This window comes from Enterobacter cloacae complex sp. 2024EL-00214, from assembly GCF_043945575.1.
Taxonomy (GTDB): domain Bacteria; phylum Pseudomonadota; class Gammaproteobacteria; order Enterobacterales; family Enterobacteriaceae; genus Enterobacter; species Enterobacter cloacae_P.
On sequence record NZ_JBIMRC010000001.1, the window covers coordinates 346,756 to 370,590 of the forward strand.

A 23,835-nucleotide genomic window follows, 5' to 3' on the forward strand; every position below is an offset into this window, starting at 1 on the left:
TTTACTCCTCAGAGCAGCAAATCAATTCGACCGGCAAAGACGTGCAGGCCATTCACAACATCCGCAGGAATGCGACCGTTCAGCTGGTTAACATCCTGCAGATCGCGCTCAACAATAAGACCGTCTTTGTTGGCATCCACCTCCTCGACAATCTCCAGCTCCTCCAGCTTGTAAAGCACATCAAGCAGTTCGCTGCGCACCTTCGGCGGCGTCCTTGAGCTGAGCTTATCGCGCGGGAATCGCAGAGCGATGCGTTCACGGCAGGCCTTGCGCACGTAGTCCAGCGTTCGGATGGTGGTGATATCCAGCAGCGCCACATCATCCACGCCCTGGGCGTTTTTGGTGTAGGTGCTGATAGCGCGAACGATCTGCACTTTGTCACCGGGGCCAATCTCAAACGGCGTAAGACCATTACGCAGGGCGTTCTCCTGCTCGGTTCGCCCTGGCTGACTTTCCACTGCAGTCACATCCAGCGTGCTCATCGCAAGGGTGTTCAGCGGGCGGGCCGGGTCTTCTTCACTGGCGATAACAGCGGCATAGGCAGCGGCAATCTGCGCCGGGGTTTTTACCGAACCGCTATGCCAGCCCAGCGTGATACGCCCGTCATTCAGTGAGGCGGCCAGTGCAATGCCTGTGGAAAGCGACTTGCGCCACCCACCCACACCGATTGCGCCGCGCTGCTCCATCGCATTGCTGACGTTTGTCAGATGGTTACGCAGCGCCGTCATCGCTTCCTGGGTGGAGAACGGGCAAACAATAATGTTATGACCTGCAGAGAACGCCGCTGCCAGCGCTGGCGTAATATCCGGATCAACATTACCGCCTGTAAGAGTGGTCGCCGCCGCTGTGATACCCGCTGCCGTCACGCCGGAAGAGACAATAATGTCGTTACCAACCGCCCCTTTATGGCGGCAGGTCAGGGTCACTTCCCCCGCGTTTGCCGTCGCTGTGACTGGCAACCCGTCTTTCTGGGTAATCAGTTCCGTCAACGCTGCCGCAATGGTCTCCGCCGTATCTGCAGCCGAAATGCCGACATCAATACGGGTACCATTAATGGTTACGCTCAGCTTCCCGCTGGATGACGCGGTGCCGGTCACGGTAACCTTGCCCGAAGCTGCTGTTGCAGTGGCCGCATCGCTGATGCCGACCATCTGCAGCTGCAGGTAGGGATAGGCACCGATAGCCGCTGTGGCCATCAGATGCGCCATTGAGCCACGGCCAAAGTACGTCGCGGCCTCTTCATCAGAGAAAACATTCTGAATGACAAGCGGCGCAGACGAACCGGAGGCCAGCATTGGCGCAATCATCAGCACCTTCTGGGTATTACCCGGCAGGGTACGAACGGCCAGACGGGTGTTGAACTCAAAATACTGTCCCGGTTTGCGGTTCGTACCGATAGTGTCAAAACTGATATTAGGACTGCTCACCGTTCACCTCCGTGCTGGCAACGTTATTTTTGCTTTTGGCGTTCTTGTCACTACTGGTGACAATAATCAGATCACCGGCCATTACCTGACGCTGGTAATAAGCGGTGTTCTCCACCTCAAGGGGTTCCGCATCGGTAATGTAGCGGCGCGCATTATCTTCGCGCGGCACGCTCAACCCACTGGCGGCTTTTACTTTAATTTTGCTCATGACTGATAATGTCCTCTGCTGCATTGTCTTTATCAGGCTGCTTAAGATCGTAACTGAGTCGGGTTTTCAGCCATGCCGGGTCATCGTCGGTGGTGGCACCACCATAAATCTGGAACATATGATCAACATGGCCTTCCGGCGCATCCGTCAGCGGGTAACGCCCGTTCTCCAGCGCTGACTCAATCCATTTCGTGTCGAACTCGCAGGCAAATACGGAAAATGCCTGAGACTCTATCTGGGTGTTGAAGAGCGTGCGCACGCGACCTGGGCTGAGCGGGTCGATTTTGATACCCGTATCCGCCATATCCTGACCGGACAGCAGACGACGAACGGCAGCAACAAGAATGTACGTACCGACCTCCTGTACGTGCGGCCCACCCATACGGGCCGCTTCTTCACTGCGCAGGCTGCGCTCGCCTACCACCACGACAAAGCGACCGTGAGTGACAAACCGTTGCCGTGCTGTGCTGTATGGCTCGGTTTTTTGCACCCCGCCGAACGTCACCCAGACGGCAGGCAGCTGGCGCAGTACCTCTGCAGGCTCGCCATCCAGCTCGCCACCGTAGGAGCGCACATTCTTCGCCATACGCCCCATACCTTTGCGAAGGCGCTCCACGATGGCTTTTTCAATATCCGTAATCACCATCAGAAACTTCCTCCGCCAGTCTGGTCACGCCCGAAGACGCGACCACCTGACACCATCCGCGCACCGGTTCCGCTTTTCACCACTTCACCTGTCGTCGTGCGGCCCAGATTGATTCGCCCGGATGCAACTTTTTCCAGGTAGCGAACGGTGTCTTCATACCGCTCGCGGATTTCTGCTGTCATCTGGGTCTCAGAGCCGCACAGAAGATAGCGGGCGATGTTGCAGCAGCGACCAACGAGAACACGGGGCTCATCAGCCCAGGGCACCGGATAGCGACCGCAGAGATATCCGTCGATTTCAGCGCTGGCCTGAACGAGTGCGCCGTTCAGCACATCATCGTCAATCTGCCCGGTGTAGTTGCGGTCGGTGAGCGACACGCATTCGCGCTCACCAAACGCCCTGACCATGTCCTCCCGGTTCGCGTACATGGCTTACCCCTTGGCCTTTTTGTCCGGGTTTTCCGAACCGGCCTGCAGCGCATCCAGCTTCTGACTCAGTGCATCACGTACCGTCTCCAGCTCCGTGATGGTGCCGTTTGCACTGGCAAGCTGCTGCTTAAGCGCGTCGCCATCCTGGTTGAGCTGCAGAACCGTCGCCTCCAGCTCGCTGACGCGTGCCTTGAGGCCGTCACGCTCGGTGGTCAGGGCGGAAACAGCATCGCCGTCGCCAGCGTTTTCAGGCACATCCTGCAAACGAACCACAATCAGATTGGGATCGTTTTCCAGAATCTGGAGTTCGCTGTCGCTGAAATGGTCATCCGGCCAGGTGACAGTATTCGCGCTGTGGGCGATGCCGAGACGGCGAAAGCCATCGCGGCGGGCAGTGATTTGAATCGGCATTATGCGTCCTCCCCGGTGGAGCCATACGCCATCTGCCAGAAGCCGTAGCCACCATTTGCACGGGCTTCAGCACCGAAGATGAACTTCTTGCGCATAAAGACGTTGTCAGCGTTGTAGTCGGTCTGCTCGACAAAGACCGGTTTTTTACGCTCCTGATAAATCAGGGGCTTCACGGGTTTTGACGTGTCCAGAAGGAACCAGGCGGTATCTGACGTCAGCTCTGGGACAACCAGAACTTCAGCCGTCCCCTTGTATGGGTTTGGCGTATTGTCAGGGAAGCGGTCAGCCGTCATCAGATAGTTGGCATCGTCTTCAAGAGCCGGAGGCACAACCAGGATGGTCGGGCGAATTTTCAGGGACGCGCCTTCATCATCCTTCAGGCTGCGCATGGCCGTTCGTGCAGCCCCGTAACTTGCTTTTGCGGCGGCAAGCGAGGTAACGGCAAGCTTTTTCGTGCCTTTGTTAGAGACCGACTTGCCCCCCGAAAGGTGGTCGGTATCAAAGAAGGGCTGACCGTCGTAGCAAAGATTGGTGAAACCTTTGCTCAGGAGAGCGAAGACGATATCGGCAGGCAGTTCTGCAGCGGACTGGCCCGCACCTTTCGCCTGCAGGGCATAGCCCATGATTTGATCGTCTTCGATATCGTTACGCTCAACTTCTACCGTCGCTTCCCAGTCTTTGTTGCGGATGGTGTAGTTGAACGCGGCGAGCGCTTTCACCACCTTGTCGCCAATCCACTCACGCATTTTCGGGAAACGGCTTAGCCAGCTGTAGTCGTTTTCTTTCCCGGTCGACGGCACCACCATGGCAATCTTCTGCCAGTCGGACGGAGCCTGATCAAAGGCGTTCTGGAAGGTCGCTTTCAGATTAATGAAAATCTGACGTACATTTTTTACGTTAATTAACACGGTTCTCTCCTTATTAAATCAGAACCCAGACGCCATCATTCTCAAGACCCAGCACCTTTCCGGCGACCGGGCGGGCGTTGGTATCACTGGTTTTGGCCACGGTCTGGCTGTCCACCACGTAGCAATCCTTGCCAGTCTGCGCCAGCGTGACCGGGTCAGCAGTGCTGTTGGCAAGGAACCAGGCTTTACCGCGACGAACCAGCACGCTCGCATCACCGGCTGCACCGGCAGTGTTATCAACCCAGCCATCACAGATTCCGAGGGTGGTATTGGCTGCAGTGGCGCTGCCTGGTACAGCAAAGCCCGCTGCGTTGGCCGCAATAATGTGGCCGCCAAAGAGTTCTGTGGCTGCCGCAACCGGGACGGCAAACAGCTGGCCGTCGCGATAAGGGGTATGACGATCCATTTCGCTCTCCTTTATTTGAGGTATTTCGCGACGCTTTCCGGGTCATTGCCCATCATTGAGCAGATGGCCGGGTCAATCGCATCATCTTCAGCACCCTGTGACGGGCGTGACGGAAGGCCTGCAGGCGGTTGCCCCTGAGTCTGACTGGTAGTCAGTGCGGCAATCTTTGGCGTTTTTTCGATAAAGGCGGTAAGACTGGCCGGATCGGATTTCGCCAGTGATGCAGCCCATTCCTGCTGTGCCGGAAGCAGACGACCGTCGCCGAGGGCAACCGTAATCAGCGCTTCAGCCTGCTGCGTGGCGAGTGCGGCGGTATTTCCCGCACCGGCACGCTCTGTCGCCTGCTGAACGGCTGAATGCATGACCTCCACCGAAACCCACTTAGCCGGGTCAGGCGTGTCGAGTTTCGCCGTCAAGTCGGCGATGTTCTGCGCGTTCTGGTTCAGGATATCCAGCAGACTGACCGACGCCGCTGCAGTCCCCTGGCCACCGGAAATCATGGTGATGATTTTTTGCAGCTCAGCCATGATCTCTTCTTTCGTTGAAGCGGTTGGCAGATTGAGCATCCAGCGCAGGTTGCTCAGTAACTCGTTGAGAAATTCTTCATCCATTTCGGTCTGACCCTCTGTGGTTAAATGCGCGGCCATCAGGGAGGCGGCAGCAAGTAACACTTCCTCCATCCCGTCGACCGCTGGTGTATTGGTCAGCGCGGCGTTGAGCAACTCCAGCACCTGACCGGTTTTGTCGTAAGAAAATACGGGGGAAATAAAGCGATATGCTTTTGCTGCCACCATGTCTGCAGCGGCAGTGGTCCACTCAACATCGACAGCAAAGAGGCCTTCACCTTCGCGCCACTCCAGCTTTTTGAAAAAGGCCGCAGCGGGAGCTGGCAGACCATTTTTGGCTGAACGTAAAGTCTGATGTTCATAGTCCAGGACATACGGCGTCTCGCGTTCATCGGCTGCGGCAATCAACCGCTCGGCGATTTCACGCGTCATCAGCCAGGCGGCACATTCGGTCGGACGGCCATCTCGGGCGCGGAATTCACCAGCCGGGAAGAGCTGGATGACACCGGGAGTGGCGGTGTTAATTTCCTGGGTGAGTGAAGCGATGAGTGTCTTTTTCATGGTGCCGACGATACGGCACCACTGCGGGGAGGTTCAGATGAAGAGGTTCAGTGGATTATTGCTGAGGATCGTTTTCTTTGGTTGTCGGCTTATCGGGTTTAGCAGACTGACGCTTCTGATGCCGGCGGGCAAAGTATCGGTCAGTGAGCCACTCAGCAACCTTTATAACCAGGCCCCCAAAGATGCCAATGAAAACCCACTGCTGCGGGGTGAAATAATCAAGGAAAGCTTTGAATGTGTCCAGTTGCTCGCTCCCGTAATGCATTTATGAGCCCAGACCTTTTTAAACCGCTTTTAAAAACGTCTGAATACCTTCTGGCCGAATCACTCTAGCACAATCAGACTGAACGCGTCACAGCGCCTTACAGGACGAATTTGCCCTCAGTCTAAAATACGTTTCAGATATTGCTCAGCCGTACTCTCCATCTTCTCCACGTCATCTTCGGTGAGATGCAGGAAAGGACGCGCGGGCATCTTAATTTTATACGCCCCGATTGTGTTCCACTGCTCAAAGTTGGAACGGGATTTTTTAACGAACCGGTTACCCACTGAACCATCCTTGTTCTGGCGGTAGTAGGCTTTCTGGCTGCGGGCCGGAATGCTGATTTCCCCACCTTCCTGATGAATGCGGGCATATTTCACATTGGTCCCGACCGTCGCCTCATCATTCGTGCTGTACTGCGTGATACTTGCCGCCAGTCGACCGCTCTTCTGGAGAATTTTACCTCCCCGGCGCTGACGGGCATATGCCGGGCTCCAGCCCATCCACGCGGGCCGCCCCTGTTGCGCGAAGTTTTCTTCAACCGCATCTCCCATAGCAGCGGCCATCTCACGCATCAGGGGGGCGCGGTTTTCCAGCTTTTTAATGAGTTCACCGAGTGAGCGCTCAAAGTCACCAATGTCATACCTGATGGCGTAGCTCATGATTTCAGCTCCAGCAGCTGCGCCGCGCGTTCAGATAACACATCGCCAGGGGTGACTGTGGCACCGGCGTTTACAAGCGACAGACGCCAGCCATCGTCAGACTGCACACCACGCACGGCGCGGGTGCCGTTCTGCCCGGACAGGAGCCACACCAGAGCGTCATCATCAAGCCAGACACCAGCAGGCTGACGGAGCAGAACGGGAAGCTCTGACCACATCGGGCCCGGAGCTAGCCGGACATCCTCTTCGTGAATACTTAATGTGATCGCACCGTTAACACCACGCTCTTCGAGGCGATTCAGCAGCTCAGGCTGGATACCGCCAACGCGCCTCAGGTCGCCACGGGTCTTCTGCCGCACGCTGACGGTGTCGACCCAGCGACGCACATCATCGCTGACGGCATCCAGCACAGCTGGTTCAGACAGGGTTTCATGGATAGCCTGAGAGGCAATCCGGGGCGTGGTAGTTGCAGATTTATCCATCAGGCGCTGTCCGAGAGAAGAGAGCCAGCCCTGACCCGGATTGTGCCCGAATCCGGCATCAGGCGTATAAAGCTCGCCGTTGAAGCGTAACGCCTTAACGTCACGGGTTTCTTTTGGTCCCCATGCCTGCTGTACCGTGACAATGTCCTGCTCCCATGATTTGACCTCAATCCCCATGCGGTCTGCATCTGCCTGAGTTCGGGCACGAATGCGGCAGCGGCAGTGGTAACCGTCAGGCGGGTACATAAACTGCCACACTGGATCGTCATAGCGGGCAGTGAAGCCATTGAGTCTGGCGTGGAGTGGCCGGGTGTGCATATCCATGACGGCCACGCGTTCCCATATGGGGCGAAATTCCGCGTTGGCCATCTGCTCCGCATAGCGACCGGCACCATAGGCCGCCTGCATATTGGTTTCAAAGATGGTGCGCAGACGGCGTGGCGTGAGTTGCTTACCCTCCAGAACGCCATCGTCATCGGCGACCAGCCTGGTACGGTCGGCGAGCCAGCCCTTACGGATCAACGTTGGGGTAATCTGCCGTTCGAAGTCACGAAGCGTGCCGCCGTTAACAATATGCTCGCGCAACGATTTATGAATATCCTCAAGCACATCCTGTTTAAGGACGCCCGCCACGGTGAAACTGGTGGCATGGGCGCGGGCTTCAATATCGTGCCAGTTAAAGCCGGTGGCGTAGCCCTTCGATTCGAAGTAGGCAATCGCTTCTTCGGGCTTTAACCCGATGGCGTACCCCAGATCAACATCAGCTTTCGGCATTGAGTCGCCCCCAGACTTCGCTGACAAACAGTGCCTGTTTTATCAGCTGTTGCAGCTGCGTATCATCCAGCTGAGGGTAACTCGCAGCAATGATATCCAGTGCCTCATCAGGGCTTTGCCCCTCTCTCAGAGCCGAAACCAGCGGCGCAATCAGCTTATCCATGGCCACCGCGATGCTCTCCCCAGGCGACGTGGCGCTGTCCAGCGCATCCTGAGCAGGGTCAACAACCTCGCCCGTGGTGCTCAGTGCCGCGAAATGGCGGAATACCGGCGTGGTGCTCAGCCCTACCGGAGAGGAAACAGCAGGCGGCGTCAGCACAGCTTCGTTCTCTTTTGGCACCGGAATCCCGACCTTTTTGTGTATCCATGACGTCGGGATAGTGTCCATCCCGGCGCGTACCAGCGCGGAAACACCATTGGCAAAGGTTTCAATGCTCTCCAGCTCACGGGTATCAAATACCAGGCGCGGCTGACGGCGCGGGCTGACGTTATAACCATTAATGGCCAGTAACATACGAATGAAGCCACGATAAAACCCTTCCAGCTGGCGGGCATCAGCGGTCAACAGATCGTGCCGGACTTCGTTATGCACATTACCAAGGGCATTTGTTGAGGACTTGCCGTCCGCCTGTGACGTCAGCGTGCCGCCGAGAATGACCTTTGATTCGGTACGTTCGCACCAGTTAATCATCGCCATGAAAGGATCGGACTGCCCCTCGGCGGCATCCTTAAATTCGATTTTGGTGTTATCAGGGATGATCCCCGAGGCGTTATGACCGATGCTGACCAGCGCCTCCATAAGTTTATCCTGTTCATCCTGGCTGGCCCCGGACATATACGACCCGATACGCGGTGGCAGCCCGTAGATTTCCAGGAACTCAGCGAGATCGCGCACGCTGTAGTTTTTAAACAGATAAGGCCAGACCAGTACGCGGTATAAGCCGGACTGCGCGATATAGCCTGACTTGGCGTTGTGCGTATGCACCAGCCAGCCAAACGGCCAGAGTTCTTCTCCACCCAGCGTGCCGGTGTTAAGACGCACCTCATCCCCGGCTTCCGGCGTGGTACAGAACCAGCGATGCGGACGCAGTTTGATTTTGACGGGAAGCCAAAGATTGCCGTCAAGTTCCCACTTTTCAATCTCCTGAGCGGAAAAGCCATGCCCGATAGCTTCAGCCGCATTCAGGGTAATATCTTCCATCTCCTGAAGGTCAGCGAACCAGCTGGCCACCATCGCGGCGATCTGCTTTTCTTCCGCCGTCGCGTTCGGCGGTGGCTCGATGCTCCAGTCCAGAGTGAGCAGCGCATTCTTGCGCTTGGCCATTTCAGAAAAGATATGCCCGTCCCGCTCAACCATATCTTCGAAAAGGTCAGCCTGAGCCGCCAGGTCGCCGCGTTCAGCCGCTTCCAGCAGTCTAGGAAGCCGAGCAATGGTCATTCCCCGTGAGGGGTGAGTTGGCCAGTCACGCTGCAGCTCGAACGTGCGGGAGGTCTGGGGGGCTTTAAGCACCTCTTTATTAAGCGGGCGACCATACTGGTCAAGAATCTGAACCATTATCAAAATCCTCCTGAAGGACCGAACCTGTCCCCGCTATGTCCACGGCGGGGAACAGCTTTAAATTCGAAATTACCAGCGCCGGAAACGGCCAGCATCCAGAGCATATGCAGGGCATCAGGCCCGTCATCATGGTCAGCTTTGGGGAAGTGCCGGAGCTGGTCGATGAGAGTAGTCTGCGAAGGGTGCAGGCGTATCAGGCCGTTGGCCATATGTGGCTGCAGTGACTCAATGCGCAGGAGCTTATCAACCGAAGGCGTGACGGCTCTGGCAGGAACGGGGATACCCATCGCAGCGGAGCGCTTCACCAGTTCGGTGCGCAGGAACTCCTGGAACTGGACGGACTCGACCGCCCAGACGAGGCAGTTATATTCCCGCTGCAGCTCGATAACGTCAGAGATAATTTTGTCCGGCACACGCTTTCGGATACGCGCTTCAACAACATCCAGAATGCCGGTGAAGCGGTTGAAACCGCCAACCAGCAACGCAGAAGGGTCCCGGCTGTTGCCGTGTTTACCCAGGCTCGGATCACATGCGCCATAGAAACGCCACTCGTTAAGGCGGTTGACCCAGAAATTAATACAGCCGGTAAATGGCGCATCTTCGCCGCTGACGGGATCGTTCTGATATTCCGCATCAAAGGTACTGTGGCCATCACGGGCACGGATGAGCATCAGGGCATAAAGCGGACGCGCAGCCCATGACACCACGGCTCCTTCATCCATCTCAGCCTGATGCTCACGGTAGTACGCCTGTGCCAGCATCTGACCATCTTCGTCGTTGTTGCGCAGGATTTCTTCCCACTTATCCCACAGCGACATATTGTGCGGCCAGCTGATAAGCGCTTTGAACCGGGCCCGCGTCCATAGCGGATTTTTAAGGGTGCGGGAAAGCACGGAATCGTAGTGCAGGATTGTCCCGATATACACCACATCGAATTTGGCCCCCGCGCCGCCGAGCGGCAGTACGGTTTTTTTGAGCCAGTTATCGAGCTTGTCGCGTTGCTCAGGGTTACGCACCAGCTCATCGTTCTCGATATCATCGAGCACAGCCAGGTCAGGACGATACGGGCCATGGCGCAGACCACGCAGCTTTTTGCCACTACCGGCGACCTGTACCTTAATGTCGTTTCGGGTGAGGATTGTCCCGGCCTGCCAGACGCGGCCACCGCCCGTCGCTTCAGGGAAGTCCATCAACAGGCGGGGGTTAAACTGCAGCTCCGCCTTTATCGCCTCCAGCATCGGATAGGCCTGGTCGATGGAATCCATAATGATGACCGGGTAATGCTTGAGCGCCAGCACAATGCACCAGATGACAAAAAGCTGACTCACGATGGTGGATTTGGCTTCACCACGCGGAGCTGCGATCGCATCGTTCTGGCTCCCCGTGGCCTGGATGATTTCAGGCAGGCGCTTATAAAGATAGTTATGCAGCTCACTGCGGGCGGAATGGCGGACATAGTGCGGAAAATAATGCTGCACAAAGTATTCAAACCCCGTTACAGGGTCAGCAACGAGGCCGCGACGCTCAGCAATTGCTGCAGCGGAGGGGTCAAAGCCCACATCTTCGGCTTCAATGGTGCGACGCAGACTGGCGGAGAGTTCCGCCAGTTCGGCAAGAAAATCTTTGCTGGATAACTTAGTTCTGGCCATGATTAATTTGCCCTTAACAGCCTGTTAATGGTGATTGCGGAGGGCTTTATTAACCTCGCTGATGAAGCGGTTCATCGACTCGATGCCGGTTTTATCTCGTTCAACATCGAGGCTGTAGCAGCCTGTCGACGTCGCGACGGTTACGTTTCTGCCGCCCGCGAACCGGACGCCCAGCACGTCACTGGCCATCACATAGTTTTCACTGTTAACCCGGATTAACTGGTCAGCCATAGTGTTGCTCCATCTCCTTGCCGAAGGGTTCAAGGATTTCCACGAATGCGGCCAGATGCTTTGGATAGTGCTCGGCGACAAATGCGCTGAGCTTCTGGATAACATCCAGCGCCACCGCCAGCTGGCTTACCTCCGGCAGTATTTTCTTGTTTGCTGCGACAGCTTTGTTAAATGCATCAGCAAGGCTTGCCAGAAGCTCGACGCGTTCCCCCGGAGGGAGCTGAGACTCGGTTGTAAGCAGTTCCAGCGTGGTCTGATACTGGGTCATTAACCCGGTGAGAATGGCGCGGCCAATCTCTTCAAGTCCATTACCGGCCATAAGGTGAGCGGCGCGTAACTTATCCCAGTCATCGCCTGCGTCCTGTGCTTCCTTTTTCCAGCGGCGAGCTGTCGCAAATGCCACGCCAGCCTGAGCGGAGGCGATTTCGAGCGACATCTGGCCGAAGATATAAGATCGTCGCAGTTTTTCCCGTGTTTCCTGCGGATGCGCCATATCACAGCTCCAGTTTTGCGCGAATGAGCAGAATCGCTACCGTGATGACGCCGCCCGCGATGCCACCTGTAATCGCACCCGCAGAGGCACCACGGCGAGCGGCATCGTCGCTGATGGTAGTGAGACGAACATCAATCCGGCTCAGCTTGTCATTAATCCCGCCCAGAATGTCCGGGCTGACGGGAGCCTGCAGGCGATCGAGCTGAGCGGAAATCCGGCTCAGTGTTTCCTGTTCGCTCTGGCTGATTGTCGCGCGGCGGGTTCGGCGCTTGTGTCTGGCTTTCATTTATCCTGTTTCCTGTCCAGTTTGTTATCAATGCGCTCGATAGCCGCTCGCAGCTCCCTCATCGCATCCATCATTGCGGTGTAGTTACTTTTTGCATCCTCACGGCGCTGGTATTCATCCCGGATGCGATCAACCGCCTTTTCCAGGTCGGTGATGTCTTTTTGCAGACGACGTATCCAGATGGTGCCGAAGGTCGCTGCCAGCGCCAGCGCAATCTGAAAGGCCATATCAAGAGTCATAATGTTTTTCACTTCCTGTAATACTCGTTTATTGCCTGCAGCCTGCTCTCAATGAGCTGGCACCATGCGCCGTATTCCGCTGAAAACGCCACTATACCCCTGGGGGAGAGTCCGCCACCGGAGCCTGTGGCCTGGCCGGAATGACCAGAAGTGCCGCTGGCGGTGGCTGGCAGATACTGACCAGCGGGGAGACCTTCGGCTCCGGGGTAGCCGAAGGCTTCGCGGAAGAGCTGCAGGCCGCCAGGACCAATGCCGGTATAACCAGGACCATCTTTATCAAGTGCATCGTCAAGCCTCTTTTTAAGATCGCGAACAGTCTCATCATGTTTCTTTTGCTTTTCAGCCAGCTCGCGCGTCAGCGCATCCGCTTTCTGCTGCCAGGCGTTCTGCTTATCAAGAGCAGCCTTCAGGTCAGCTGCATACTGATTCGCAGCGCTGAGACGCTCCTGATCCCACTGCCGTTCTTTTTCACTGAAACCATCAGTCAGGCGTTGCTTCTCCTGGCTGAAGGCCAGCGCCTGAGCGTCCAGCTTGTTGCCTGTGATGAAGGTGCCGAACCATATCCCGCAGCCTGTCAGCACCACGACGACGAGCAGCGGTTTCCAGCTAACCTTCAGGATTTTCAGGGCTGCTTCCCACATCGCGCACCTCTCTGGCTCGTTTGATGGACATGTGTTTTGATGCCTGGCTCTGTGCCACCCATGCGCCCAGATAGGTGAGATACAGCTCACCAGGTGTTTCTGGACGGGTAACGGTGAGCCAGACCAGCACGAAGGAACTGACCAGAAAGGCCAGAAAAACGATGGTGTCTGACGTTGAGAGACGACCGGTGGCCGGGTTCGTCACCAGATCGCGCAGAGAGATCGTCATAGCGCCGCCTTGGCGACATTCAGCCGCGCCACGCGGTCGGCCTGACCTTCAGCCGGAGGGTTGATACGGCGGGTGACAGCCAGAAAATCGCCTTTGTCCGCCAGCTCATTGCAGCCATTAGCCTTCCAGTACCAGGCCGCGCTGCGGGCTGCGTTGAGATACTCCAGTAACAAATCGGGATTAGCGATGAGATCGAGACCCAGCGCCTTACCACAAAGCAGGTAATTATTGCGCAGGGTAATCTGAATCAGGCCACGCCCGCGAAAGCGCCAGCCATCGCCTGATGCTTCATTACCGTTACCACCCTGATTTGCGTAAACATAATTCGCCATTTTTTCAGGGTTACGGGTATAGCGGCGGGCAAATTCAATCTCGCTGGGCTCAATAATACGATTCTTATTGAGATCGAAGTCGCTGCGGAAAATACGCGCCACGCGCTCAGCATCTGAATAATAGAGATTTTCACTGAGCCGACTGAAGCCCGCGCTCTCGTGGCCGGTTTGAGCAATAAAGGCGGCAAGCCGGGCTGGTGTATTAATCTGGAATTCAGCGGTGGCTTTACTGAATGGTTCAAACCAGCGTTGCGCCATCACTGGCGAAAGGCCCGCTGCTCGCTGAAATTGTGGGAGTGTTAAAAGCATAACGCCATCCGGTTAAAAAGGGATGGCGTCAGTATTTCATCGGGTTAGGTGAATAATCAGGTGAAGGGGTTCAGTGGCTTATTGACTAACATCAATTATCTCTACATCGTCACTTTCTTCAATATGCGCAGGAGGTGGGTTGTTAATTGCAAATTTACATTCCTTACCCTGTTTTATGTATGATTCACCCTGCGCATTCACAGCCTTAACATTATCAGTTTTTAATGAAGATAGCCTTGATATCCAATATGAGTAAGCTGCTGCTGGTAACGTAGCGCAAGAGCTAAAAGGTGTAGGGTTTAAAAGAAGATTCTCCCCATACAATTTTTTCGCATCCTCATCAAGGAGGAGGAAATGACGACTCACTGCAACAACTTCAGGTGTAAGATATCCCAGACTCTTGTACATATCAAAAACAGCAGTTGCACCCATTAAAGTGCTCTGCGTTTCATTAAATATTCTCTTAGTTTCCTCAAGTTGATTTTTATAAGTCTCAACTGCTTTTGTATTGGGTACTGTTTTTGCTACTGCAGTAGTACTAAATACCACCAAGAAAAATGCCACATATCTCATTGCATTGCCCATTAGAATAATTTTCCTTGACTGTTACAATCTTTGTTTTTCTGCTGTGCAAGAAGTTCCCACGCAAAGCGATCACTAAAACCATACTTAGGGCAAAGAAAGGTCATGGCCATAAGAGAGGATGAACCTTGTCCACGCACTTCGGCGAACTCGGCTAGAAAGCGACGGTTACGTAATTCACGAAGGGCACGATCACAGCGGGGTAAATAGAGAACTTCGCCGCCAAAATTCTTGATGAGTAATTGGGTTTTCTCATCGCCGATAGTATCGCGCAGGAGGGCTGCGCGGCTGGCCCCCATAGCGCGGAGGCCTTTACCTATCGGGAACGTGGTGCCACCAAAAGCAGAAAGAAGCTGCTCGGTCGCCGGGAAGCCTATCAGGTCAGCTATTTGTATCACTGCTGATGGCAGCAGCTCCGTTACCTGTTCCAGATTCATTATTACGCTCCCGCTTTTTTCGCCGACTCGCATCAATGCTGAGAGCCTGCATGAGTTTGGTTAACTGTTCTGTCGTCAACCACTCGATGTATTTGACGTGGAACATATGATCGCACATTTTCTCGGCATAATTCCACGGACGTTTTGCATCTGCAAGTAATGCATGAATTTTAGCAAGAATTGACTCGCGCGTATTGGCAACCTTTGGACGTCGACCATGTTTTGCTGAGTAGCGAGGAAAGCCCTTACCATGCATATATTCCCTGACAGCCTGCAGTTCGTCGAGAGTGCATTTAGTGGATGATGTTTTACCGTTGCATAAGCGAGACAGAACACTACGGTAGGTTACATCATCCCACCCAAGATATGCCTGACCCGCTTTAATAGCCCCGATAAGGCCTCGTTTTGCTGGCGTGGACATAATATTTCTCCTGTTGGTTGCCATTATCGCAGGCACTTTGTGAAGTGCCTGCTGTAATGACTTACTTTAAAGGTTCCATTTTGCTGACGGATATACCACCGATTTTCCCTTCAACCCTGACAACCAGACGACCATTGCGCATATGCCAGGCTTCTGAGCGGGTTATTACGGTCTCCCGTTCGGGCATACCTGGTGTCGGGTGATACAGGAAACTGGAGCCGACAGGAAAACGCTGGTTAAATGTCTTCGCCGTCAGGTTTCTGAGCAGACTTTTCATCGTTCTCCTCCATATGTGCATCGGTTGCAATAATGCTTAATGGCCATAAGAGAAATGCGAACCAGCAATTCTGGCAGGATAAATTAGCCAATCCCACCAATCGGACCAGGATGCATGCCCAACACCAGCCAAGTGTCAAATACATCGCCAGAAATATGAGGATGAAAGCTATATCCATCACTGTATTCCCCGAAGTTTCTTGAAAGACTCAATCGCCTTTCTCATATCAGCCTGAATCCCCTTATTAAGAACGTTGCGGTTACTCGCGTCGTAATAGTTGAACCGCAACTTAAGAGGAACCGACAACAACTCAACAACCTGGCTGTTATCACGGAAGAACCAGACACGGCGGTTGCCGTTATCCTGGAACTGGCAACCCGTTACGCTATGCATAACTCACCTCCGTTAATGGGTGACGTTTACGGTGGATCGCAATCGACACGCTTTCCCAGTCCTGGTAAAGAAACAACAGACCAAGCTCACAGGCGCGATCAAACTCCCTGGTTGCGCCTGTGCTCTTTTCCCAGCCGTTCAGGAGGAAAACAGCATCAGCCTGCTCAAGCATGGACAATGTAATTTGCAGATACTGCTCATGCTGCAGGCCGTCAGGAAGAATGGCCGGATTGAGGACGGTGAAGCCGCGCTCTTCCAGGATGCGAGCCTCAGCGTTGAATTCATCGCGGTTAAAGTTGTGATACCCGGTCATTGGACCTGCAATGAAAACCACCGGCTTACGCTCAGAATGTTTGTTTAAATTCATCAGAGATACCTCACATGATTTTTCCAGCGGTTCTGTGCAGCGCTGCGTTTCTTCTTGTCGCACCACTCGTTGCCAGGCTGGGGTATCGTTGCCGGCCATCCTGTCATCGCTTTACGGTTACTGAATTTGAAAGGCATGCGCAGCAGTCTTCTTGCTTTGCGGTTTGTCATTTGGCAGCCTCCTCAGAGCGAAACATCATGATTGTCAGAGCGCCCTTTGTGGCAAGACGAACGGTTGTACCAGGCTCAATGCTCTGCAGTTCGAAAGCGTCGTATAACTCATCAATAGCCTTCTGACGACGTGATGACTTGCGGTGTTTATCCCACGATTTCAGAACAGCAGAGGTAAACCACTTACCGGTCTGGACCATGATGAATAGCCAACCCATGAAGGCGAGCCCGGTATTCAAAATTTCGGTGATTGTCATTTCTCTATTCATCTCCCTGGTCGAACAAGATTCGCGAGTAACCCGCATTGGTAGATACTTCCAGCCATCCATCACACCGTTCACCGGTTCTGAGATTTATCACGCGAGAATGCTGGTATTGAGAGCCTCGGATATCTTCCAGTTCATCATCGCTGAAAAACATCGGCTCTCCGCAGTGAGGGCAGTAGCATCCGTAATCACCATCAGCGCGCCCAATTTTGTTAACTATGAGAATTTCGTTGGTAGCCATGTCACTATCCTTTACCGGCAACGCGTTCTGCGTCATACAGCCATGCATCAATCGGATTCAATGAGTTTTCGATTGGTGCCCCTCCTGATTGATACATCAGCTGCCTTGCACGTAAAAACAGCTCGTTCACAGCTTCCAGCTCATCCAGCTGCGCCAGCACATTAGGGTCACAAACATCAACAACCGTTAGCGCGTTGGCACGAGCAAACTGGACATCAAGCGCTGTAGCCAGATTGCGAACCAGCGCGGCAGACTCAGCGCAATGTAGTTCTTTCGCCAGCGCATGCCCGGCTGCTACGAGTTCTTTGACTGGCGTAGTTTCCAGTTGAGGCGAGGTTTTCATTTTGTCACTCCGATCTGTTCGCATTTATTAGCTGAACTGCTTACCGCGTGATGTAGCTGCGCATTACGTCCAGCCAGATATCCCTCGCTTTCCGCCTTATCCGTTCCTCTGGCTTTGCCGGGTTTGCGCGGTTCCAGCCTTTTCATGCCTTCGCTTAATTTCCTGCTGCGGTAGCACTCCATCAGAGTTGTCTCCGCCTCCGTGACGGCGAAATCACTGACAACGGCATAAGCACCGTTGACCCATGCGGAGCAGAAGGTATCGGCGCGGGCAACTTTTGTGGCCTGTTTGATGTTCTTGCGTAATGTGGATAGGTAATCACGGCGGGCTTTCACCAGTTGCTTACCCAGAACTTCGAATGAGTATGCCGCTATCTGAGGGCGTTCGTCGGGGCCGTAATAGTGTATGGTGCGTTTTGCTGGCTTGCCCCACTGCTCAGTGCCATGGCTGGTGTAAAACTTCACGCCAAAAACGCGGGCGACCATCTCTGCCAGTATTGCCATATATTCCGGCATCTTCTCAGCATGAGAGGGGGCCTTCTGGGTAGAAGCTTCATTGATATCAATCAAATCAGCATCAGCCTCAGTCAGCTTGTGGGTTTCCATCAGACGCTGAGCACGGCGCAGGGCAAGTGCAGCTTCTTCAGCGCTGGAGTTATTACGCGCCATCGCGATCAGCTTTTTAATTCTCTGGATATATTTCTCTTTATTTTCCATTGTTCAACTCCTGAATTTGGCGTAAGCCAGCCCCTGCGGGTTTACGCCATTTTTAAAAGTGATTTAAATTACGGTTAAAATCAGTTGACGGGTTTCAGCGATTTAATATTCGCGAAATAAGGCTCCTGATTTATTTCCACGACCGTGACCTTATAAAGGTCATTTGCCACATCTACCGTTCTGACTACACGGCCACCGCGTAAACCTGTGGCTGGCTGATAGATAAATGAACTGCCTTTAGGGTAAAGGGCATTGAATTCTTTAGCTTTCATCTGGAACACCCCAGCCACGATGTGCGGCATGACGACAGAACTCCATACGCGAAGCCGCATAAATAGAGTTCACCTCCATTTTTGCCAGACTGAATGCCTGTTTCCATGAATCCGCCGCCCGCTGAAACTCGCCGTTCTGTTCGGCAATGACAGCGCTGGTTGCATACGACATGAAAGGGCTGCATGGTTTGTCCGATTTAGCACGATCAAACAGAATGGCCATCTCACACCCCCACGCCAGCGATATCGAGAGGAATGGCGCGATACTGATCGCTTTCACCAACGCGCTCATAAACACGGATATAAGAACGGCTGCCGACAACCTGAACAGCCTCGCCGATGGCCTCCATCGCCTTAACCCAGCGAGCGTCTGTAATATCGAGGCGGCGCAATGCCAGAACCGCGCCGGTATTCACTTCACCTTCTTTTTCCGTCTGGAATGCACGGGTGATGATGGCGCGAATCTCCGGGCGGGCATTCTCGGTCCAGTCTGCCAGACATTCATCAATCAGTGATTTAGCAGCCTGCAGGCGCTCGTCAAATGCGATACGGTCCTGCATGGCACGCTGAACCTTATAGCGGCCATCATAGCTGTAGAGCGTGACGTTACCTTTTTTGCCGCCCAGGCTGACGCCGTACTGACTGGCGGAGATATCAACAAAGGCTCCGATATCGGAAAAGCCGCTAAGCTTGAACTCTGCCAGTGCAGCACTCAGGGCCGTCGCTTTTTCGACGATGCTACGCACCAGATCGTCACGCATCTGGTCGGTATCTTTGATCAGACTGACAGGGGTCAGTACGCCCTTGGCGTCAATCCAGTAACCCTCTGGCGCTTTTTTTTCAGTGAATTGCTTGTTTTCAGTGGACATTTTTACTCTCCTTAAATTGACGCGTTACTTTCTTAACGACTTCGTTAACCTTTGCCAGCACATGACCAGCCAGACCTTTACCCACTTTGTCAGCCACTTTGCTGACGATATCGCTGTCGCCGTCATCAGGGATAACCCTGCAACCGACTTCAAAACCGCGAGATTTGTCCTTTATTTCAATAACAATCTTTGCCATATATCCCTCTGCTTAATGAAGTGATTCAGACCAGACCACCCGACACCCGCTTTCATCCTGATAGACGCCCTGGCGCAAGCGCCCGTGGCGGTCATTGCCTGTGATATCAAACCGAGCCAGACCCTCTTTTTTCATCCGCTCGCACCATGCATGGCGCACGATACGAATGACCGGCTGTGTGTTGCGCAGGGATACACTTTTCACCTGAACTCCCTGTGCTGACAGAAATAAAATCAGCGTTTCTGCCCGGATCAACGCAGAGATAACGCCTGCGTTGTCGGTGTTTCCTGATGTTCTGGTCATGGTTAAATCCTCAGTTAATGAGCATTTCTGCGAACTTGCGGACAGCGCCTGCGCTGACTGCATGGCCACTGATATCGCTGTGACGGCTGACACCGCGCACCAGTTTGAAAAGACGTCTGGCGTTTCCGTTGCTCGCCCGGAATAGCGCCTCAGATACGTCAGGGTTCTCAGCATCCGGCAGCATACTGATCGCGATATCGCTGATATCGGCCTGCGGCAGGGATTCGCCGATGTTGAGCGCCAGACCCACGCGGCTGAAAAGCTGCTGATACTCACCGCGCTTGCCTTTAAGGTTGATAATGAGGCGAGGCATCCCGGCCAGAACGACACCGATACCGGCTTTGTCGTGGATGCGGCGCAGTGTTTCCAGCGCACGGTATGGAAGGTTCTCAGCCTCATCGACCATCAGGAGGCGACCTGAATCACGCAGGGCAGCAATGCAGGCTTCGCTGAGTTCATGCATGTTGCCGCGTTTGCTGAGGCCAAGCAGCCCACACAGCTCTTCGAGCACAACACGGGCGGTATAGCCGGGGTCGGCCTCTATCAGCAGCGCATCACGATGCCTGGACGCGTATTCACGCAAAATCATGGTTTTACCCAGGCCAGCAGCGCCATAGAGAACGTTAATCTCCCCATCCAGGTGCGCCAGGCGAATGACCTCAATACCCTTGCGGGAGGTCACTGTGGGGATATAGCGCGGCGTGATGCGCCGCGATTTTTCCTTGTCGGCTTCGCGGGCAATGAAGCTGCGGGCCAGCTCGTCGATGCTGTCCACATCACCCTGATATTTTCCCTGCAGGTACTGATTAACCACTGCCGGGCTTTTACCAAAAGCGCGGGCCACCTGTGTCTGGCTGTAACCCTTGCGGGACATAAGTTCATTCAGTTCTGTTTGTAGGCTCATATGTCTCTCACTTACCGGGTATTACCGGTTTTTTTCAGATATTCTTCACGGTCGGTTTCGAGGAAGAAATAATGTTCTTCTTCCGTAATCCGGCTGAATTCAGCCGGGATAAAGCTCCCCAGATCGTCGAAGCGCTGGCCCGGTAATACAGAGCGGCCCTCTGCCTCAATTTCCTGGCGTTTGTCTTCAATACGGTTGAGGCGGCGCTGGCGGCGTTTCTCAACTGCCACATCCATTGCGCTCACCGGTATTGCGGCACGTTTATTACCGTTCCAGATCGCAGTACAGACGTAGGTACCATCCATCCGGCGAACGATAACGGAAGAGGGATCGTGAATATCGAAAGCCACCCGCACCTCTTCGCTATCCACCTGGATCAATTCTTCAGAGAAGTAGTCGTTGTTAAAAAGACGCAACCAGCCACGCTGCGCGGTACGCACCATCTCCGGCATAAAGGCTTCGCGCAGCTCAACATCAGTCAGATATTCAATATCGTCACCTTCAGCTTCGAGAACGGCACGACGATAGGCAGCCGGAGTCATGTGACGCCCGTTACGTTTTGGAAGCTCACGATGTTCATGCGTGTTGTTGTATGCATCAACTTCGCTGGCGATTGCGTCAAGCAGCTGCTGCCAGGAGGGCAATTTACCCAGGGCATTACGCTGTACTGGCGTCAGCTCCCGTCCGTTCTCCTGCGCCTTGATGGCTGACTGGATGGCACGCGACGTGATGCGGGCATGCTCCCGGTCAGCACTGTCGCCGCTGAACGTATCGAACTGCATGGCCACACGGCGGGGAACACCCTTGTTAAGCCGTTCGATGATGCCGCGAGACTGAGGACGTCCCGGAATACTGGTAGGGTGCTCAATACCAAGGCGGCTGAAAATACCCGTCACATCGGCATCAAGCGTTTTGTTTGTTTCACCGCCGCCGTTATCGGAATACACAAATAACGGTTTGCCGAAATGACGCATGGCGTAACGGTAGGCATCAGCAACAGCAATAACGCTTTCTGAAAGTGCCAGGCTCCAGCCCGTAATAAAGCGTGTCCGGCCATCAATAATTAACGTCAGCTCTGGAGTGAACGGGCGGCCATGGTCAGGGTGTGCCACTTTCATCTCCAGGGATTTACCATCCGCAATCCAGCAGCCATTAACCGGCATAAGGGACCAGTCACGCTTCTGGAAGCATTCATAAGCCAGCGCAGCAGAGCCACTTACGCGGCCACGGGCTTTCTCGCGACGTGGCAGCTTCTCCATGGCCCGACGAACGGCATCATAAGAGGGACATGCAGCAGCCATTGCAGGCTGGTCAGCATAGATAACAGACCATTCCTCCTGGAAATCCCGGTATGCCTCGCGCAGGGTTGGGCCTTTGCGGTTACGCCAGTGAGCAAGGAACGCCGGGAGCCAGGTAATCTGCTCAGGCTTCTTCGCTTTAAGATGGCCAGGGGCCAGCATGGCCATACGCTCAACGCCAGGCTTTGTGGATTCAAAAATGGTCAGCCATTCCTGGAGGCTACGGGTACCAACACCGGCACGGCTGGAGCCTTTGCGGGCATTGGCCATCTCAGCAGCCTTAAGCAGATGTGCAGGCAGTGTACCTTTACGAGACTCGATAGAGATGTAGTTAACCGCTGCGGTACGGGACATCCCGGCATCGCGCAGTTTCTCCACTTCCATTGCCAGAACGGCACGAGCATCGGCGATCTCTTTCTGTTTATCAGTCAGAGAGCCCACTTCACGCTCAAGAAGAGCCGGGCACTGGCGGATTAATACCAATTCTTCGCGCGGTTTGACTGAGCTTTTTTTTCGTGACACTTCACAAACATCATTTTTTGTTGTGAGTATGCTCTGATAGAGCTGGTCACGTAGGGCTTCTTGGGCAGTAAGAGGTAAGCTATCTACTGAATATTCAATACCGCCCCCCCGACCAGATCTTGATCGTGAAATCCATTGGTGCTTTTTAGCTCTTGCAGCTATACCTGGTCGTGTCTCCGGTAATCCCGGTAAGCGCAACAAGGCCAACTCTTGAGCTGTATAATGTGTTTTCAGGTTAATCTGGTTCATATGATTAATTCCATTCACCTGAAAATGCTTTATGATAACGAGTAGGCCAGATGCTTTCTGGTGCGATGCCGATAGCTTCAGCAATGATTTGCTGACCTTTCGGCCACGGTCGGTCCAATGCGTTTTTCAGTGCCCCAGCACTTTTGTATCCATGGTGCAAAGACAAACGACGAAGTGACCAACCTTGCTTATGAAGAGCTGCAACGATATCGGCTCTATGCCAGTCAGAATCTTTCTGGCTTTTTTTTGCGCTCTCGAATGTACTCATTAGTTAATCTCCGTGGTTCAACTCATAAGTACAATATGATCGAATTCGAGTTATGTAAACCTGAAAACAAACTAAATTTTCTGTTTTCAGGTTGCTCACGTCATCAAAACAGCCAAAAAACAGACTGTTTTGTTTTGAATTCAATCTCTTACATCAAACATGAAAAACTTGAAAATAAGTTGAGGGATTTTTCCAGATATGGCCAACAAACCTGAAAACGAACTAAAGAGTGAAATTGGTACTCGTATTCGAACTCAGAGAGAGGCTTTAAAACTTTCGAGGAGTTATGTTGCGGATAAGCTTGGGGTCGCGCTATCAACGCTCCAAGCATGGGAGAATGAAGACAGGGAACCTAGTGCTACTCATATACTCAAGCTTTCTGAGTGCCTGAATGCATCTGTAGCATGGCTAGTCGCAGGTGATGAAGTGGCAGAGCCCTCCAGTTCTTTGCCAGTAGTAACATCTGGGTCAACTGCTATTGATGTTAAGGGCAACGAAGTGGACCTAGAAGAGTTTGTCTTTGTACCTAGATACAATGTCTCTGCATCGGCTGGTTACGGGGCTTTAAATGACGATGAAAGCCCGATGTTTACTGTCAGCTTCCGCCGATATTGGGTTGTGAATCATCTTAAGGCTGACCCTAGGAAATTATCAGTTATCAGTGTCATAGGTGACTCAATGATGGGGGTCCTAAATGATAAAGACGTCATCCTTGTTAACCATGGGGATAGAGATCCTCATGAGGGCATTTATGTCATTCGCTTGGATAGTCAATTACTTGTCAAACGTGTGCAGCGCTTACCGGGTGCTCAGCTCAGGATTAGCAGCACAAATCCAGCCTTTGAGCCTTTCCTGATTGATTTGGATAACATCCCAAGTGATTTCGACGTGATTGGTAAAGTAGTCTGGTACGGAAGAGTAATTTAGTAGGCTTTAAAATGTGTTTAATAGCGATCCACTCGCTATCATTACTGTGCAAAACTTAGTGCAATTTTCCTCATAATTTATCATTTTTCGTCGAGCCGTGCGGAAT

Annotated in this window: 40 protein-coding genes; 1 reads left to right on the forward strand and 39 read right to left on the reverse strand. The window is 53.6% G+C overall.

Annotated elements, in window-relative coordinates:
- Positions 1-8 precede the first annotated feature (8 nt).
- The 39 genes from ACHHZ6_RS01670 to ACHHZ6_RS01860 form a co-directional block, all read right to left on the reverse strand.
- Positions 9-1,427: a phage tail sheath subtilisin-like domain-containing protein gene (locus tag ACHHZ6_RS01670; protein ID WP_045261513.1), complete on the reverse strand. Its 1,419-nt coding sequence runs from the start codon at positions 1,425-1,427 to the stop codon at positions 9-11.
- Positions 1,414-1,635, reverse strand: coding sequence for a hypothetical protein (locus ACHHZ6_RS01675; protein WP_023311742.1), 222 nt, complete (start codon positions 1,633-1,635; stop codon positions 1,414-1,416). The genes ACHHZ6_RS01670 and ACHHZ6_RS01675 overlap by 14 nt, the downstream gene beginning before the upstream one ends.
- A complete protein-coding gene (locus ACHHZ6_RS01680; protein ID WP_023311741.1) occupies positions 1,622-2,281 on the reverse strand; it encodes a DUF1834 family protein in 660 nt (219 codons plus the stop codon). The genes ACHHZ6_RS01675 and ACHHZ6_RS01680 overlap by 14 nt, the downstream gene beginning before the upstream one ends.
- A complete protein-coding gene (locus tag ACHHZ6_RS01685) occupies positions 2,281-2,709 on the reverse strand; it encodes a gp436 family protein (RefSeq protein WP_021567602.1) in 429 nt (142 codons plus the stop codon). Before ACHHZ6_RS01685 ends, ACHHZ6_RS01680 begins: the two co-directional genes overlap by 1 nt.
- Positions 2,710-2,712: 3 nt before the next feature.
- Complete coding sequence (locus ACHHZ6_RS01690; protein WP_045261516.1) at positions 2,713-3,120, reverse strand: HI1506-related protein; 408 nt, start codon at positions 3,118-3,120, stop codon at positions 2,713-2,715.
- The gene (locus ACHHZ6_RS01695; RefSeq protein ID WP_021567604.1) at positions 3,120-4,028 is read right to left on the reverse strand and encodes a Mu-like prophage major head subunit gpT family protein; all 909 of its coding nucleotides are present in this window, start codon (positions 4,026-4,028) and stop codon (positions 3,120-3,122) included. The genes ACHHZ6_RS01690 and ACHHZ6_RS01695 overlap by 1 nt, the downstream gene beginning before the upstream one ends.
- 13 nt (positions 4,029-4,041) lie before the next feature.
- Entirely contained in the window at positions 4,042-4,434 is a 393-nt protein-coding gene (locus ACHHZ6_RS01700; protein WP_045261517.1) for a hypothetical protein, read from the reverse strand.
- An 11-nt stretch (positions 4,435-4,445) separates the two neighbouring features.
- Positions 4,446-5,561 (reverse strand): phage protease, encoded by a 1,116-nt coding sequence (locus ACHHZ6_RS01705; protein ID WP_096218649.1) that lies wholly within the window; start codon positions 5,559-5,561, stop codon positions 4,446-4,448.
- A gap of 55 nt (positions 5,562-5,616) precedes the next feature.
- A complete protein-coding gene (locus ACHHZ6_RS01710) occupies positions 5,617-5,826 on the reverse strand; it encodes a phage holin (protein WP_063161512.1) in 210 nt (69 codons plus the stop codon).
- Positions 5,827-5,942: 116 nt separating this feature from the next.
- Positions 5,943-6,485, reverse strand: coding sequence for a phage virion morphogenesis protein (locus ACHHZ6_RS01715; RefSeq protein ID WP_047063499.1), 543 nt, complete (start codon positions 6,483-6,485; stop codon positions 5,943-5,945).
- Positions 6,482-7,741 (reverse strand): phage minor head protein, encoded by a 1,260-nt coding sequence (locus tag ACHHZ6_RS01720; RefSeq protein ID WP_085406139.1) that lies wholly within the window; start codon positions 7,739-7,741, stop codon positions 6,482-6,484. The genes ACHHZ6_RS01715 and ACHHZ6_RS01720 overlap by 4 nt, the downstream gene beginning before the upstream one ends.
- Positions 7,728-9,296 carry a DUF935 domain-containing protein gene (locus ACHHZ6_RS01725; protein ID WP_063924408.1) on the reverse strand — a complete coding sequence of 523 codons (1,569 nt, stop codon included), beginning with the start codon at positions 9,294-9,296 and terminating at the stop codon, positions 7,728-7,730. Before ACHHZ6_RS01725 ends, ACHHZ6_RS01720 begins: the two co-directional genes overlap by 14 nt.
- A 2-nt stretch (positions 9,297-9,298) precedes the next feature.
- On the reverse strand, positions 9,299-10,948 hold the full coding sequence (gene terL / locus ACHHZ6_RS01730) for a phage terminase large subunit (RefSeq protein WP_023311732.1): 1,650 nt from the start codon (positions 10,946-10,948) through the stop codon (positions 9,299-9,301).
- 24 nt (positions 10,949-10,972) lie between these two features.
- Positions 10,973-11,179: a hypothetical protein gene (locus ACHHZ6_RS01735; RefSeq protein ID WP_023311731.1), complete on the reverse strand. Its 207-nt coding sequence runs from the start codon at positions 11,177-11,179 to the stop codon at positions 10,973-10,975.
- Entirely contained in the window at positions 11,172-11,672 is a 501-nt protein-coding gene (locus ACHHZ6_RS01740) for a DUF1804 family protein (RefSeq protein ID WP_000941096.1), read from the reverse strand. Before ACHHZ6_RS01740 ends, ACHHZ6_RS01735 begins: the two co-directional genes overlap by 8 nt.
- 1 nt (position 11,673) lies before the next feature.
- Positions 11,674-11,958 carry a hypothetical protein gene (locus ACHHZ6_RS01745; RefSeq protein ID WP_021567611.1) on the reverse strand — a complete coding sequence of 95 codons (285 nt, stop codon included), beginning with the start codon at positions 11,956-11,958 and terminating at the stop codon, positions 11,674-11,676.
- A complete protein-coding gene (locus tag ACHHZ6_RS01750) occupies positions 11,955-12,197 on the reverse strand; it encodes a hypothetical protein (RefSeq protein WP_000171281.1) in 243 nt (80 codons plus the stop codon). Before ACHHZ6_RS01750 ends, ACHHZ6_RS01745 begins: the two co-directional genes overlap by 4 nt.
- Before the next feature lie 8 nt (positions 12,198-12,205).
- Positions 12,206-12,838, reverse strand: coding sequence for a hypothetical protein (locus tag ACHHZ6_RS01755; RefSeq protein ID WP_023311730.1), 633 nt, complete (start codon positions 12,836-12,838; stop codon positions 12,206-12,208).
- Complete coding sequence (locus ACHHZ6_RS01760; protein ID WP_023311729.1) at positions 12,804-13,067, reverse strand: DUF2644 domain-containing protein; 264 nt, start codon at positions 13,065-13,067, stop codon at positions 12,804-12,806. The genes ACHHZ6_RS01755 and ACHHZ6_RS01760 overlap by 35 nt, the downstream gene beginning before the upstream one ends.
- Positions 13,064-13,708: a glycoside hydrolase family 19 protein gene (locus ACHHZ6_RS01765; protein ID WP_023311911.1), complete on the reverse strand. Its 645-nt coding sequence runs from the start codon at positions 13,706-13,708 to the stop codon at positions 13,064-13,066. The genes ACHHZ6_RS01760 and ACHHZ6_RS01765 overlap by 4 nt, the downstream gene beginning before the upstream one ends.
- A 78-nt stretch (positions 13,709-13,786) precedes the next feature.
- Complete coding sequence (locus tag ACHHZ6_RS01770; RefSeq protein WP_045261524.1) at positions 13,787-14,293, reverse strand: hypothetical protein; 507 nt, start codon at positions 14,291-14,293, stop codon at positions 13,787-13,789.
- Complete coding sequence (locus ACHHZ6_RS01775; protein ID WP_023311913.1) at positions 14,293-14,727, reverse strand: Mor transcription activator family protein; 435 nt, start codon at positions 14,725-14,727, stop codon at positions 14,293-14,295. The genes ACHHZ6_RS01770 and ACHHZ6_RS01775 overlap by 1 nt, the downstream gene beginning before the upstream one ends.
- A complete protein-coding gene (locus ACHHZ6_RS01780; protein WP_072001475.1) occupies positions 14,672-15,148 on the reverse strand; it encodes a gp16 family protein in 477 nt (158 codons plus the stop codon). The genes ACHHZ6_RS01775 and ACHHZ6_RS01780 overlap by 56 nt, the downstream gene beginning before the upstream one ends.
- A 61-nt stretch (positions 15,149-15,209) precedes the next feature.
- A complete protein-coding gene (locus ACHHZ6_RS01785; protein ID WP_023063184.1) occupies positions 15,210-15,425 on the reverse strand; it encodes a hypothetical protein in 216 nt (71 codons plus the stop codon).
- Between the two features lie 177 nt (positions 15,426-15,602).
- Positions 15,603-15,818 (reverse strand): hypothetical protein, encoded by a 216-nt coding sequence (locus tag ACHHZ6_RS01790; RefSeq protein WP_023311916.1) that lies wholly within the window; start codon positions 15,816-15,818, stop codon positions 15,603-15,605.
- On the reverse strand, positions 15,811-16,185 hold the full coding sequence (locus tag ACHHZ6_RS01795) for a DUF4406 domain-containing protein (protein ID WP_023311917.1): 375 nt from the start codon (positions 16,183-16,185) through the stop codon (positions 15,811-15,813). The genes ACHHZ6_RS01790 and ACHHZ6_RS01795 overlap by 8 nt, the downstream gene beginning before the upstream one ends.
- Entirely contained in the window at positions 16,185-16,355 is a 171-nt protein-coding gene (locus ACHHZ6_RS01800; RefSeq protein WP_158513304.1) for a hypothetical protein, read from the reverse strand. The genes ACHHZ6_RS01795 and ACHHZ6_RS01800 overlap by 1 nt, the downstream gene beginning before the upstream one ends.
- Positions 16,352-16,612 (reverse strand): DUF4752 family protein, encoded by a 261-nt coding sequence (locus ACHHZ6_RS01805; protein WP_023311919.1) that lies wholly within the window; start codon positions 16,610-16,612, stop codon positions 16,352-16,354. Before ACHHZ6_RS01805 ends, ACHHZ6_RS01800 begins: the two co-directional genes overlap by 4 nt.
- Before the next feature lie 4 nt (positions 16,613-16,616).
- Positions 16,617-16,862: a hypothetical protein gene (locus tag ACHHZ6_RS01810; RefSeq protein WP_000224583.1), complete on the reverse strand. Its 246-nt coding sequence runs from the start codon at positions 16,860-16,862 to the stop codon at positions 16,617-16,619.
- 4 nt (positions 16,863-16,866) lie between these two features.
- Complete coding sequence (locus tag ACHHZ6_RS01815) at positions 16,867-17,205, reverse strand: hypothetical protein (protein WP_023311920.1); 339 nt, start codon at positions 17,203-17,205, stop codon at positions 16,867-16,869.
- Positions 17,202-17,921 carry a DUF2786 domain-containing protein gene (locus ACHHZ6_RS01820; protein ID WP_111995282.1) on the reverse strand — a complete coding sequence of 240 codons (720 nt, stop codon included), beginning with the start codon at positions 17,919-17,921 and terminating at the stop codon, positions 17,202-17,204. Before ACHHZ6_RS01820 ends, ACHHZ6_RS01815 begins: the two co-directional genes overlap by 4 nt.
- Positions 17,922-18,001: 80 nt before the next feature.
- Positions 18,002-18,193, reverse strand: coding sequence for a hypothetical protein (locus ACHHZ6_RS01825; RefSeq protein ID WP_032663812.1), 192 nt, complete (start codon positions 18,191-18,193; stop codon positions 18,002-18,004).
- Positions 18,183-18,365 carry an ANR family transcriptional regulator gene (locus ACHHZ6_RS01830; protein WP_230131605.1) on the reverse strand — a complete coding sequence of 61 codons (183 nt, stop codon included), beginning with the start codon at positions 18,363-18,365 and terminating at the stop codon, positions 18,183-18,185. Before ACHHZ6_RS01830 ends, ACHHZ6_RS01825 begins: the two co-directional genes overlap by 11 nt.
- Before the next feature lie 52 nt (positions 18,366-18,417).
- Positions 18,418-19,062, reverse strand: a complete 645-nt coding sequence (locus ACHHZ6_RS01835; protein WP_023311923.1) for a DUF3164 family protein — start codon at positions 19,060-19,062, stop codon at positions 18,418-18,420.
- Positions 19,052-19,258, reverse strand: a complete 207-nt coding sequence (locus ACHHZ6_RS01840) for a hypothetical protein (protein WP_058653834.1) — start codon at positions 19,256-19,258, stop codon at positions 19,052-19,054. The genes ACHHZ6_RS01835 and ACHHZ6_RS01840 overlap by 11 nt, the downstream gene beginning before the upstream one ends.
- Positions 19,259-19,270: 12 nt before the next feature.
- The gene (locus ACHHZ6_RS01845) at positions 19,271-19,561 is read right to left on the reverse strand and encodes a hypothetical protein (RefSeq protein WP_181530773.1); all 291 of its coding nucleotides are present in this window, start codon (positions 19,559-19,561) and stop codon (positions 19,271-19,273) included.
- 10 nt (positions 19,562-19,571) lie between these two features.
- Positions 19,572-20,465, reverse strand: a complete 894-nt coding sequence (locus ACHHZ6_RS01850) for an AAA family ATPase (RefSeq protein ID WP_023311926.1) — start codon at positions 20,463-20,465, stop codon at positions 19,572-19,574.
- An 11-nt stretch (positions 20,466-20,476) separates the two neighbouring features.
- A complete protein-coding gene (locus ACHHZ6_RS01855; RefSeq protein ID WP_128299432.1) occupies positions 20,477-22,534 on the reverse strand; it encodes a Mu transposase C-terminal domain-containing protein in 2,058 nt (685 codons plus the stop codon).
- A gap of 4 nt (positions 22,535-22,538) precedes the next feature.
- Positions 22,539-22,802 (reverse strand): helix-turn-helix domain-containing protein, encoded by a 264-nt coding sequence (locus ACHHZ6_RS01860; protein WP_038637756.1) that lies wholly within the window; start codon positions 22,800-22,802, stop codon positions 22,539-22,541.
- Positions 22,803-23,000: 198 nt separating this feature from the next.
- On the opposite strand from ACHHZ6_RS01860, the gene ACHHZ6_RS01865 reads away from it, so the two are divergent.
- Positions 23,001-23,729: a helix-turn-helix transcriptional regulator gene (locus tag ACHHZ6_RS01865; protein WP_075200074.1), complete on the forward strand. Its 729-nt coding sequence runs from the start codon at positions 23,001-23,003 to the stop codon at positions 23,727-23,729.
- The last annotated feature ends 106 nt before the right edge of the window (positions 23,730-23,835 follow it).